We start from the raw sequence: 12174 nt of genomic DNA, 5'->3' as shown, positions 1-12174 counted from the left end.
GGGTCGTGATGACCAAGCCCGGATTTCGTCTTGCTCTGTTTGCAACCCTGCTCGCCCTGGTGGTCGTACTGCTGGGCGCCTACACCCGATTGACCCACGCAGGCCTCGGCTGCCCGGACTGGCCCGGCTGCTACGGCTTCATCAGCGTGCCCAAGACCGAGGCGCAACTGGCCCACGCCGAACTGCACTACCCGGACGCGCCTGTCATAGAGCACAAGGGTCGCAACGAGATGGTGCACCGCTATTTTGCCGGCGGGCTGGCGCTGGCCATCATGATGCTCGGCGTGCAGGCCTGGCATCGGCGGCACATTGCCGGCCAGCCGGTGGGATTGCCTCTGGCGCTGGTGGGCGTGGTGTTCGCGCAAGCGGCGTTCGGCATGTGGACGGTGACGCTCAAGCTCTGGCCCCAGGTGGTCACGGCGCATCTGTTGGGCGGCATCACGACGTTGAGCCTGTTGTTCCTGCTGGCCGTGCGTTTGAGCGGCATGCTCGCACCGATGCCGCAGATCGAACCGCGTTTGCGGCGCCTGGCAGCGGTCGGGCTCGGCTTGGTCGCCTTGCAGATTGCGTTGGGGGGCTGGGTCAGTTCCAACTACGCGGCCATGGCCTGTATCGACCTGCCCACCTGCCAGGGCCAATGGTGGCCGGACGCCGATTTTGCCAACGGCTTTCACCTGACCCAGCACATCGGCCCCAATTATCTGGGCGGCAAACTCGACAGCGAGGCGCGCACGGCGATTCACCTGACCCATCGCATCGGCGCCTTGCTGGTGACGATCTCGTTGCTGGCACTGGCCTGGCAGCTTAACCGCGCAGGGCTCAAGGGGCTGGCGGGGTTGTTGGTGCTGGCGCTGGGGGTGCAGGTGTCATTGGGCATCAGCAATGTGCTGTTTCATTTGCCGCTGGACGTGGCGGTGGCTCACAACGCAGGTGGCGCGGCGTTGATGCTGACCATGACGCTCATCAACTACCGGGTCCGGCCGGTGTTTGTGGTGGCCAGAAGGCACGCGCCGAGCATCTGGCAACACGCCCATGTGCTTCTGCACCTTGGCCCACATCGGTAACCGAACCCTGTAGGAGCGCGCTTGGTCTGGGCCGCATTCGGACGACGGCGGTGTGTCAGACCCACATCGGGTTCAGGCACTCCGCCATCGCGGGCAAGCGCGCTCCTACGGGTTGGTGTGATTTTTAGAGGGGGTTTACATGACAACCACCACCGGCGTTCGGCATCGCCAGGCGCTGTGGCGCGATTACCTGGAGCTGACCAAGCCCAAGGTCCTGGTGCTGATGCTCATCACCTCGCTGGTGGGCATGTTCCTCGCCACCCGCGCGGGCGTGCCGTGGGCGGTGCTGTTGTTCGGCAATCTGGGCATCACCCTGTGCGCCGGCGGCGCTGCGGTGGTCAATCATGTGGTGGACCGGCGCATCGACGCCTTGATGGCCCGCACCCACAAGCGGCCCATCGCCGAAGGCCGGGTGTCGCCCGTGGCCGCCCTCACCTTCGCGGCGATATTAGCTATTGGCGGACAGGCGCTGCTGCTGACCTTCACCAATGCCCTCGCCGCCTGGCTGACGCTGGCCTCGTTGCTCGGCTACGCGGTGATCTACACCGGCTTTCTCAAGCGCGCGACGCCGCAGAACATCGTCATCGGCGGCCTGGCCGGTGCCGCGCCGCCGATGCTGGGCTGGGTGGCGGTCACCGGGCATCTGAGCGCCGAGCCATTGTTGCTGACCCTCATCATCTTCGCCTGGACCCCGCCGCACTTCTGGGCGCTGGCCATCCACCGCAAGGAGGAATACGCCCGGGCCGATATCCCGATGCTGCCGGTGACCCACGGCGAGCGTTACACCAAGCTGCACATCGTGCTCTACACCTGCGTGATGCTGGCCGTGAGCCTGATGCCCTACGTGATAAAGATGAGCGGCTTGCTGTACCTGATCTGCGCCAGTGCGCTGGGGATTCGCTTTCTGCATTGGGCTCTGGTGTTGTACCGTGGCAGCCAGCCGCACGCAGCGATCAACACCTTCAAGTACTCGATCTGGTACTTGCTGTGGCTGTTCATCGCGCTGCTCGTAGATCACTACTTACTGTTGAATTTATGACCCGAACCCAAAAGACCGTCTTCATTCTCGTGGCCATCGTGGCGCTGGTGCTGGGCCTGACCGTCAACCGTGTGCTCTCGGGCAAAGGCCAGGGCGACCAGACCGCGCTGATCGACGCCGGTGTGATCCTGCTGCCCCAGGCGCGCAATGTGCCGGACCTGAAGATGACCGACCAGGACGGCCAGCCGGTGGCGCTGGACAGCCTGAAAGACAAGTGGACGCTGCTGTTTTTCGGCTACACCTTCTGCCCGGACATCTGCCCGACCACCCTCGCCCAACTGCGCCAGATCAAGAGCGAGCTGCCCAGGGAGGCGGTGGACAAGTTGCGCATCGTGCTGGTCAGCGTTGACCCCAACCGGGACACGCCTGCGCAGTTGAAAACCTACCTGGGTTACTTCGACAAGCAGTTCGTGGGGCTGACGGCGCCGGTGGACAGCATTCAGAAACTGGCCAATGCGGTGAGTATTCCGTTCATTCCGGCCGATACCAGCAAGCCGAACTACACGGTGGACCACAGCGGCAACCTCGCCCTGCTGGGCCCGGACGGCACCCAGCGCGGCTTTATCCGCGCGCCGCTGAACAACCAGAAGCTGGTGGCGCAGTTGCCGGGGTTGGTTGAGAGGAAATAAGCGACGACGCTTTTGACTCTGGCCGAAGGTCGTAGGAGCGCGCTTGCCCGCGACGGCGGTGTGTCAGATGGCTTAAGTACCACAGACATACCGTAGTCGCGGGCAAGCGCGCTCCTACAGTGTTGCGATATGATCAGAACGCCGGGACCACGGCGCCTTTGTATTTGGTCTGGATGAACTCGCGGGTTTCGGGGCTGTGCAAGGCTGCGACCAGCTTCTGGATGGCCGGCGCGTCCTTGTTGTCTTCGCGGGTTACCAGGATGTTGGCGTACGGCGATTCCTGGCCTTCGATGATCAGCGCATCCTTGGTTGGATCGAGCTTGGCGGTCAGCGCGTAGTTGGTGTTGATCAGCGCCAGATCGACCTGGGTCAACACTCGCGGCAGGGTCGCGGCTTCCAGCTCACGGAATTTCAGCGCTTTAGGGTTCTGCTGCACATCGCTTGGCTTCGCGGTGATGCTGGTCGGATCCTTCAGGGTGATCAGACCGGCCTTGACCAGCAGCAGGAACGCACGGCCCTCGTTGGTCGCGTCATTGGGCAGGGCAACGGTGGCGCCGTCGGGCAGGTCGGCCAGGTTCTTGATCTTGTCCGAATACGCGCCGAACGGTTCGACGTGAACCTTGGCCACGCTCACCAGGTGAGTGCCCTTGCCCTTGTTGAACTCGTCCAGGTACGGCTGGTGCTGGAAGAAGTTGGCGTCCATGCGCTTCTGGTCGACCTGCACGTTCGGCTGCACATAGTCATTGAAGACCTTCACGTTCAGGGTCACGCCCTCTTTGGCCAGCGCAGGTTTGACGAACTCCAGGATCTCGGCGTGGGGCACGGCGGTCGCGGCGACGGTCAGGGTTTCATCGGCGTGGGCGGACAGCGCGGTGACGGCGGCGAAAACGGCCAACAGCTTCTTCATATCTCTTACTCCTTGAAATGCGTGCCCAGTGACACGCACCTGCCAGTTGAAACCGGCCAATTCAATTAACGGTGTGAAAAGTGCGCGACCAGCTTGTCGCCCACGGTTTGCAGAATCTGCACCAGCACCAGCAGCAATACGACCGTCACGAACATCACATCGTTCTGGAAGCGCTGGTAACCGTAGCGAATCGCCAGGTCACCCAGCCCGCCCGCACCGACCGCACCGGCCATGGCCGTGAACGACACCAGGGCAATGGCCGTGACGGTGATCGCCGCCAGGATGCCCGGCCGCGCCTCGGGCAGCAGCGCCTTGACGATGATCTGCCGGGTGGTGGCGCCCATCGCCTGAATGGCCTCGATGATGCCGCGATCCACTTCGCGCAGCGCGGTTTCCACCAGGCGCGCGAAGAACGGCGTGGCGCCTGCGATCAGCGGCGGCAGGGTGCCGAGAATCCCCAGCGAGGTGCCGGTGATGATTTCGGTCAGCGGCATCATCACGATCAGCAGGATGATGAACGGCAAGGCCCGCAGCATGTTCACGATCAGGCCGACGGTGGCATAGACCGGCTTGTTTTCAAGCAACTGGCGCGGCGAGGTGAGGAACATCAGCACGCCCAGGGGCAGGCCCAGCAGCACGGTGAACGCCAGGGATACGCCAAGCATGATCAGCGTGTCGCCGGTCGCGACCCAGATTTCGTACCAGTCGACGTTGGAAAACAGATTGAGCAGGGTTTCCATCAGCGCAGGATCTCCATGTGAACGTCAGCGGCGGTGAAGCGCGCGAACGCGGCCTCCATGTCGCCGCCAGTGATGGCCAGCGTCAGTTGCCCGTAGGGAGTGTCCTTGATGCGGTCGATACGACCGGCCAGGATGCTGTAGTCCACGCCGGTTTCCCGGGCGACGGTACCCAGCAGCGGCGCGTAGGTCGCTTCGCCCTGGAACGTCAGACGCACGATGCGACCCTGCACGTGGGCGAAGTCCGAATTCTGCTCGTTCTCGTCAACCTGCTCGTCTTCCTGGACGAAACGGCGAGTGGTCGGGTGCTTGGGATGCAGGAATACATCCGCCACCGCGCCCTGCTCGACGATCACCCCGGCATCCATCACCGCCACCTGATCGCAGACGCGACGAATGACGTCCATCTCGTGGGTGATCAGCACGATGGTCAGCTTCAGCTCGCGGTTGATCTCCGCCAGCAGTTGCAGCACCGACGCCGTGGTCTGCGGGTCCAGGGCACTGGTGGCCTCGTCGCACAGCAGGATCTTGGGCTTGGTCGCCAGGGCGCGGGCGATGCCGACGCGCTGTTTCTGGCCGCCGGACAACTGCGCCGGGTACTTCTTCGCGTGGTCGGACAGCCCGACCCGCGCCAACAACTCGGCCACACGCTGATCGATCTGCGCACGGGACATGTCCCCGGCCAGGGTCAGCGGCATGGCGACGTTGTCGGCCACGGTCTTGGACGACAGCAGATTGAAGTGCTGGAAGATCATCCCGACCTGACGCCGGAAGCCGCGCAGGCCGTCCGCATCGAGGGCGGTGACATCCACCCCGTCGACCAGGATCTTGCCGCCGCTTGGCGCTTCCAGACGGTTGATCAGACGCAGCATGGTGCTTTTGCCTGCGCCGGAGTGGCCAATCAGGCCAAACACCTGGCCGGCTTGGACCTGCAGGCTGGTGGGATGCAGCGCGGGAATTTCCCTGTCGGCAACCCGATAGGTTTTATGGACGTTATGAAACTCGATCACGTAGCGAACCTTGTGGGGGCGCGTTGGAAATTCAGTTCGCAATCTTGAAGGCACTTTGAGCGCGGGCGAACTGCTGGGGCGATGCCATTTCGGCCATTTATCGCCTCGGCTGGATAAACCGGGCGCGCATTTTAGCCTGTCAGGCCGGGCTTGGGCCCAGCATTCTTAGTATTTATTTGGCAGGTGACCTGCCCAACGGTCATAAAAACCGGTATCGATGGCCCAAGCAACGTTAGACCAAAGGTTGGAAAAAACACGGAACGGCCATTTTTCTCCTCAGTCACTAAGTAAGCGCCGCGATTTCTCCCTGTGCTTTGTCAGGGAAATCCCTGCTTACCGAGCTTGAACCGCCCTTGCCTATGCAGGGTTGAGTGAGAGCCGCCTGAACCGAGGAGTTTCTGTCTGATGGCTACCAAGAAAACGACCCCTGTTAGCGATACACCGAAGAGCGAGTTGGCAGGTACCGACACACTGGACCGTGGCAATACCAACGAAAAGCTGCAAAGCCTCGAACAGTTCCGCTCCGACGCCACTGGTCAGGCCCTGCGCACCAACCACGGGGTGAAGGTTTCGGATAACCAGAACTCGCTGAAAGTCGGCAATCGCGGGCCGTCGCTGCTCGAAGATTTCATCATGCGCGAAAAGATCACGCATTTTGACCATGAGCGGATTCCAGAGCGCATCGTCCATGCGCGCGGTACGGCGGCTCACGGTTACTTTCAGACCTACGAGAACCATTCCGCGCTGAGCAAGGCAGAATTCCTACGCGATCCGGGGAAGAAAACCCCGGTGTTCGTGCGCTTTTCCACGGTACAGGGACCACGCGGTTCCGGGGATACCGTGCGCGACGTGCGTGGTTTCGCGGTGAAGTTCTACACCGGTGAAGGCAACTACGACCTGGTGGGCAACAACATGCCAGTGTTCTTCATCCAGGATGCGATCAAGTTTCCTGACTTCGTCCACGCCGTGAAGCCCGAGCCTCACAACGAGATTCCTACCGGCGGCTCGGCCCACGACACCTTCTGGGATTTCGTCTCGCTGGTGCCGGAATCGGCGCACATGGTGCTGTGGGCCATGTCCGACCGGGCCATCCCGAAAAATCTGCGCAGCATGCAGGGCTTTGGCATTCACACCTTCCGCATGATCAATACCGAGGGCAAGGCCTCGTTCGTGAAATTCCACTGGAAGCCCAAGTACGGCACCTGCTCGCTGCTGTGGGACGAAGCGCAGAAGCTCGCGGGCAAGGACACCGATTACCACCGTCGTGACCTGTGGGAATCCATCGAGTCCGGCGATTACCCTGAGTGGGAACTGGGCGTGCAGATCGTTGCTGAAGAGGACGAGCACAAGTTCGATTTCGACCTGCTGGACCCCACCAAGATCATCCCCGAAGAAATGGTGCCGGTGACGCCGCTGGGCAAGATGGTGCTCAACCGCAACCCGGACAACTACTTCGCTGAAACCGAGCAGGTAGCGTTCTGCCCGGGCCATATTGTGCCAGGCATCGACTTCTCCAATGACCCGCTGCTGCAGGGCCGGCTGTTTTCCTACACCGATACACAGATCAGCCGACTGGGCGGGCCGAACTTTCACGAGATCCCGATCAACCGCCCGGTTGCGCCCAACCACAGTGGCCAGCGCGATGCCCAGCACCGCATGACCATCGACAAGGGCCGCGCGTCCTACGAGCCCAACTCCATTGACGGCGGCTGGCCGAAGGAAACCCCGGCAGCACCGCAGGATGGCGGCTTCGAGACGTATCAGGAACGCATCGAAGCGCACAAGGTACGCGAGCGCAGCCCGTCGTTCGGCGATCACTTCTCCCAGGCCACGCTGTTCTTCAACAGCATGAGCGAGCACGAAAAGGAACACATCATCGCTGCCTACAGCTTCGAGCTGGGCAAGGTTGAGCGTGAACACATTCGTGCGCGGCAGGTGAACGAGATCCTGGCCAACATCGACTTGACTCTGGCCAAGCGAGTCGCGGAAAACCTCGGCCTGCCTGCGCCCAAGGGTGCGACCGTGAAACCGCAGAAGACCGGCAAACCGACGGTGGACACGTCGCCGCTGCTCAGTCAGGTCAATCTGCTGGCCGGCGACATCGCCTCGCGCAAAGTGGCCATTCTCGTGGCCGACGGCGTGGACGATAAGGCCGTGGCGACCATGAAGGCTGCGCTGGAAGCCCAGTCGGCCCACGCCAAGGTTCTCGGCCCGACCTCCGCACCGGTGAAGACCGCAGGCGGCAAGACCCTGGCGGTGGATGCGTCGATGGAAGGGATGCCGTCGGTCATCTTCGATGCGGTGTTCATCCCGGGCGGGGCGTCGGTGAAGGCATTGAGCGGCAATGGCGTGGCACTGCACTTCGTGCTGGAGGCCTATAAGCACCTGAAGGCGATTGCCTATGCAGGAGATGCGCAGGATTTGATCGACTTGCTGCGTCTTGAGGCGGATGCGGGGTTGCTGGCCGTGTCGGATGAGAAGTCGTTCAAGGCGTTCTTCGACGCCATCCAGCAGCACCGGGTGTGGGCGCGGGAGCCGAAGGCCAAGGCGATTCCGGCGTGATCAACGGCTGACCTTTGTAGGAGCGCGCTTGCCCGCGACGGCGGTGTGTCAGGACCCGATGTGATTTCTGACACACCGCGGTCGCGGGCAAGCGCGCTCCTACAGGTCGGGGTTTGAGCAATAAAAAAGGCGTTGCCTGTGAGGGCAACGCCTTTGTTTTGCTCAAAAAACAATCAAAGCTTCGCAGGCTTCAGGATGATCTGCGCAGGCTCGGTCTTCTCAATCTCGCGCTGGATCTGCAGCTCGAAGTCCGGATTGATCTTGCTCACCCGCTTGGTCAGCAAGGTGGCCAGCCACGGATAGTCGTCGGTGCGCGGGACCTGAACCGTCACTTCGCAGTTGAACGCGGTGATATCGGCGGCGATGTCGTTCAATTGGCGGCGCATCTGTTTCGAATCGTCGATCTTCAGCCTGATCGTGGTGCTCTCGACGGTCGGGTCGATGATCTTGGCAGTGCGCTTGGCCTCGGCGGCGCGCAGCTCGGCTTCGGCCTTGTCCAGCTCGGCCTTGCGGGCGTGGGCGATGGCGCCGTTGACGCCGCTGGTCAGCGCCGGTGCCTTGGGCATCAGCGCGCGGGCGCGGCTCAGTGCGGTAGCGGCAGCGTTGACATCACCTTTTTGCAGAACGATCTGGCTGCGGCTCAGGTAGGCCTCGGCCAGTTCGCGCTGAAGTTGCTCCAGGCGAGGATCGTCAGGGTCCTTGGCTTGCAGCGCGGCGAGCTGGTCTTCGGCGGTGGCCAGTTCGCTGCTGGCGATGTTCTGCTCCAACTGCTGGTAGGCATCAGGCGCCGCAACGGCTGCGGGCGGCTCGACAGGCTTGCTCTGGCAGGCGGCCAATACGATGGAAAATGCAGCAAGCAGCAGATAACGGGATGGGAACGGCTTCATTCCTGCGATTCTCTATTTGCGCAAAAAACGAGCAAGTCTACACAAAAGTGCCTTGCACCGAAAATAACTGATCGACATCGGCGGCCTGCAGTGGGTCATTGCATATTGCCGCCATTCAATTATTGCCGAGTATGACTGTTGTTACAGCACAAGGTTCTACCGCTTGGGCAAAACGAAGCTCAGCAGAAACAGGGCTGCGGCAGAGACCACAATAGACGGGCCTGCGGGGGTGTCCTTGAACCAGGAAAGCGCCAGCCCGCCGCACACCGCCAGGATGCCGATGACGCTCGCCCCTAGCGCCATTTGCTCAGGCGAGCGAGCGTGACGTTGTGCCGCAGCGGCCGGGATAATCAGCAGGGACGTGATCAGCAACACACCCACGATTTTCATCGCCACGGCGATGACCACGGCGATCAGCAGCATCAGCGTCATGCGCAGCGTGGCCACGGGCAAGCCTTCGACGGTCGCCAGTTCTTCATGCACGGTGATCGCCAGCAATGGCCGCCACAGCGCGCAGATCAATACCAGCACCGCGGCGCTGCCACCCAGAATCCAGGAAAGATCGGTCGGGCTGATCGCCAGCAGGTCGCCGAACAGGTAACCCATCAGGTCGATGCGCACATCGCGCATGAAGCTCAGTACCACAAGGCCCAACGACAGCGTGCTCGGCGCGAGGATCCCCAGCAGCGTGTCGGAAGCCAGCGGCTGGCGCTGTTGCAGGGTCACCAGCAGGATCGCCAGCAACAGGCAGCCGACGGTCACGGCGATGGTCGGGCTGATGTCCAGCAGAAAGCCCAGGGCAACGCCCAGCAGCGCCGCGTGGGACAGGGTGTCGCCGAAATAGGCCATGCGCCGCCAGACCACGAACGAACCCAGAGGGCCGGCCACCACGGCCAGCGCGAGGCCTGCGAGCAAGGCATAGAGTAGAAAGTCAGCCATGCTTGCAGCTGTCCCCGTGGTCATGAGTATGGTTGTGAGGGTGGGCGTGATCGGCCGCCGGTGCCGGCTGGCACACTTCGCCATGCAGATCGTGGGCGTGATCGTGGTGGTGGTGATAGATCGCCAGGCTCGGCGCGTTCTGACCGAACAGCTCGACGAAGGCCGGGTCGTTGCTGACCTGCTCGGGGTGGCCGGAGCAGCAGACATGACGGTTCAGGCAGACCACCTGATCGGTGGTGCTCATCACCAGGTGCAGGTCATGGGACACCATCAGCACGCCGCACTGATGGCGGTCGCGCAGTTGGGTAATCAGCGCGTACAGCTCGGCTTGCCCGGCGACGTCCACCCCTTGCACGGGCTCGTCGAGCACCAGCAGTTCGGGTTCACGCAGCAGCGCGCGGGCCAGCAAGACGCGCTGCATCTCGCCGCCGGAAATGCCTTGCAGCGGGCTGTCGATGACTTTTTCAGCCCCGACTTCAACCAGCGCAGCCAGCGCGGTTTCCCGATCGACGCCCGGCACCAGGCGCAGAAAACGCAGTACCGAAAGCGGCAGCGTGGCGTCCACGTGCAGTTTCTGTGGCATGTAGCCCACACGCAGCTTCGGCTTGCGCCACACCTCGCCCGAATCGGGCTTGAGCAGACCCAGGACGGCACGAACCAGGGTGGTCTTGCCCGCGCCATTGGGGCCGATGAGGGTGACGATCTCGCCGGGACGGACGCTGAGCTGGATGTTGTCCAGCACGCTTTGGCCCGAACGGGTCACGCTGACGGCGTTCAGGCGAATCAGTGCGTCGCTCATCAGGCGGCCTTGCAGCCAGCGCATACCCCGACCACTTCGACGGTCTGGGTTTCCACCGCAAAGCCGACTTCGTTGGCCGCGCTGACAATGGCCGAGCTGATGGCGCCATGTTGCAGCTCGATGGCGGCATGGCATTCGCGGCAGATCAGGAACTGGCCCTGATGGGCGTGAGTGGGATGATTGCAGCCGGCGAAGGCGTTCAACGACGCGATGCGGTGAACCAGGCCGTGTTCAAGCAGGAAGTCCAGCGCGCGGTACACCGTGGGTGGCGCGGCGCGGCGGCCGTCCTCTTCGCTCAAGACGGCGAGGATGTCATAGGCGCCCAGCGGCTTGTGGCTCTGCCAGACCAGCTCCAGCACGCGACGGCGCAGCGCTGTCAGGCGCAGGCCTTTTCCGGCGCACAGGGCGTCGGCTTGCGCGAGTGCACTGTGCACGCAATGGGAGTGATCGTGGGGGCGGCTGGCCAGTGGAGTTTTGGACATGGGCGGCGACGACTTTTGAGAGAGACGTTATTATGTTACCCGTTCCTGCCCCCATGAGTGGTCATCGTGTCCCGAATTTTTTTAATTTTTGTCGTGTTCATCACCGGTTTTTCCGCAATTTCCACGGCTCAGGCCGAGGTTCGGGTACTGACCAGCATCAAGCCGCTACAGCTGATCGCAGCGGCCGTACAGGATGGTGTCGCGGTGCCTGAAGTGCTGCTGCCCCCGGGCGCATCGCCGCATAACTATGCGCTGCGCCCATCCGACGTACGGCGGGTTCAGGAGGTCGACCTGCTGTACTGGATCGGCCCTGACATGGAAACCTTCCTGCCTCGCGTTTTGAGTGGCCGCACCAAGGCGTCGGTGGCCGTGCAGACCCTGCCGGGGATGCATTTGCGTCATTTCGTTGCCAGCAGCGAGCATCACGATGACGGGGATGACGACGAGCATGACCACGATCACCGCCCCGGCAGCGTCGATGCGCACCTGTGGCTGTCCACCGTCAATGCTCGCGTCATTGCCGCAAAAATGGCCGCTGACCTGAGCCAGGCGGATCCGGCCAATGCTGCGCGCTACGAGAGCAACGTCAAGGCGTTCGATGAGCGGATGGACGCGCTGGACGCGAAAATCAAACAGCGTGTTGCGGGCATCGCTGACAAGAAATACTTCGTGTTTCATGAGGCTTTCGACTATTTCGAAGAGGCCTATGGCATCCAGCATGCGGGCGTGTTCGCGGTCAGCCATGAAGTCCAGCCCGGTGCCCAGCACGTCGCTGCGATGCGTGCGCGCCTGACCGAGTACGGCAAGACCTGCGTGTTCAGCGAGCCGCCCCTGCGTCCGAAACTGGCTGACACCCTGAGCGCGGGCTTGCCGGTGAAGCTGGCCGAGCTGGATGGGTTGGGCGGTTACACGCCTGCCACTGCGCAAGGCTATGAGCAGCTGTTGAGCAAGCTGGCGGATGATCTGGCGGGGTGTCTGGAGAGCTTGTAACGCCTTGCAGATCCGGTCGCGGGGGGGGGGGGGGGGGGCCCCCCCCGCGGGGGGGGGGGGGGGCCGGGGCCGGGGGGGGGGGGGGGGGCCGAAAAAAGACCACCGGCCGGGGGTTAAACGCAAGCGCCA

12 protein-coding genes are annotated in these 12174 nt (G+C 62.7%); 5 read left to right on the top strand and 7 right to left on the bottom strand.

Annotated elements, in window-relative coordinates; all coding sequences use genetic code 11:
- The first annotated feature begins 8 nt into the window (after window positions 1-8).
- The 3 genes from ACIPO9_RS24920 (at window position 9) to ACIPO9_RS24910 (ending at window position 2732) form a co-directional block, all read left to right on the top strand.
- Window positions 9-1064 carry a heme A synthase gene (locus ACIPO9_RS24920; RefSeq protein ID WP_400784072.1) on the top strand — a complete coding sequence of 352 codons (1056 nt, stop codon included), beginning with the start codon at window positions 9-11 and terminating at the stop codon, window positions 1062-1064.
- 139 nt (window positions 1065-1203) lie between these two features.
- Window positions 1204-2103, top strand: coding sequence for a heme o synthase (gene cyoE / locus ACIPO9_RS24915; protein WP_400784070.1), 900 nt, complete (start codon window positions 1204-1206; stop codon window positions 2101-2103).
- Window positions 2100-2732, top strand: a complete 633-nt coding sequence (locus tag ACIPO9_RS24910) for an SCO family protein (protein ID WP_400610497.1) — start codon at window positions 2100-2102, stop codon at window positions 2730-2732. The genes cyoE and ACIPO9_RS24910 overlap by 4 nt, the downstream gene beginning before the upstream one ends.
- A gap of 133 nt (window positions 2733-2865) precedes the next feature.
- On the opposite strand, the gene ACIPO9_RS24905 is transcribed toward ACIPO9_RS24910, so the two are convergent.
- The 3 genes from ACIPO9_RS24905 to ACIPO9_RS24895 all read right to left on the bottom strand — a co-directional run bounded on the left by ACIPO9_RS24905 (window position 2866) and on the right by ACIPO9_RS24895 (window position 5386).
- The gene (locus tag ACIPO9_RS24905) at window positions 2866-3639 is read right to left on the bottom strand and encodes a MetQ/NlpA family ABC transporter substrate-binding protein (RefSeq protein WP_274132014.1); all 774 of its coding nucleotides are present in this window, start codon (window positions 3637-3639) and stop codon (window positions 2866-2868) included.
- Window positions 3640-3704: 65 nt separating this feature from the next.
- The gene (locus ACIPO9_RS24900) at window positions 3705-4379 is read right to left on the bottom strand and encodes a methionine ABC transporter permease (RefSeq protein ID WP_400610495.1); all 675 of its coding nucleotides are present in this window, start codon (window positions 4377-4379) and stop codon (window positions 3705-3707) included.
- A complete protein-coding gene (locus tag ACIPO9_RS24895) occupies window positions 4379-5386 on the bottom strand; it encodes a methionine ABC transporter ATP-binding protein (protein ID WP_274132010.1) in 1008 nt (335 codons plus the stop codon). The genes ACIPO9_RS24900 and ACIPO9_RS24895 overlap by 1 nt, the downstream gene beginning before the upstream one ends.
- A 405-nt stretch (window positions 5387-5791) precedes the next feature.
- Between ACIPO9_RS24895 and katE the strand changes: the two genes are divergently transcribed.
- The gene (katE, locus tag ACIPO9_RS24890; protein WP_274132008.1) at window positions 5792-7948 is read left to right on the top strand and encodes a catalase HPII; all 2157 of its coding nucleotides are present in this window, start codon (window positions 5792-5794) and stop codon (window positions 7946-7948) included.
- A 173-nt stretch (window positions 7949-8121) separates the two neighbouring features.
- Here the strand turns inward: katE and ACIPO9_RS24885 are convergent, their stop codons facing one another.
- The 4 genes from ACIPO9_RS24885 to ACIPO9_RS24870 form a co-directional block, all read right to left on the bottom strand.
- Window positions 8122-8835: a PA5502 family lipoprotein gene (locus ACIPO9_RS24885; RefSeq protein ID WP_400784068.1), complete on the bottom strand. Its 714-nt coding sequence runs from the start codon at window positions 8833-8835 to the stop codon at window positions 8122-8124.
- A gap of 156 nt (window positions 8836-8991) precedes the next feature.
- Window positions 8992-9774, bottom strand: a complete 783-nt coding sequence (gene znuB, locus ACIPO9_RS24880; RefSeq protein ID WP_274132004.1) for a zinc ABC transporter permease subunit ZnuB — start codon at window positions 9772-9774, stop codon at window positions 8992-8994.
- The gene (znuC, locus tag ACIPO9_RS24875; RefSeq protein WP_274132166.1) at window positions 9767-10573 is read right to left on the bottom strand and encodes a zinc ABC transporter ATP-binding protein ZnuC; all 807 of its coding nucleotides are present in this window, start codon (window positions 10571-10573) and stop codon (window positions 9767-9769) included. The genes znuB and znuC overlap by 8 nt, the downstream gene beginning before the upstream one ends.
- Window positions 10573-11055 carry a Fur family transcriptional regulator gene (locus ACIPO9_RS24870; RefSeq protein WP_274132002.1) on the bottom strand — a complete coding sequence of 161 codons (483 nt, stop codon included), beginning with the start codon at window positions 11053-11055 and terminating at the stop codon, window positions 10573-10575. The genes znuC and ACIPO9_RS24870 overlap by 1 nt, the downstream gene beginning before the upstream one ends.
- Window positions 11056-11121: 66 nt before the next feature.
- Between ACIPO9_RS24870 and znuA the strand changes: the two genes are divergently transcribed.
- On the top strand, window positions 11122-12045 hold the full coding sequence (gene znuA, locus ACIPO9_RS24865) for a zinc ABC transporter substrate-binding protein ZnuA (RefSeq protein ID WP_400784067.1): 924 nt from the start codon (window positions 11122-11124) through the stop codon (window positions 12043-12045).
- Window positions 12046-12174: the final 129 nt, after the last annotated feature.

It is taken from the genome of Pseudomonas sp. NPDC090203 (assembly GCF_044746765.1).
Lineage (GTDB): Bacteria > Pseudomonadota > Gammaproteobacteria > Pseudomonadales > Pseudomonadaceae > Aquipseudomonas > Aquipseudomonas putida_AD.
The sequence above is the reverse complement of the archived record's forward strand: the minus strand, read 5'-3'. Positions and strand labels throughout refer to the sequence as shown.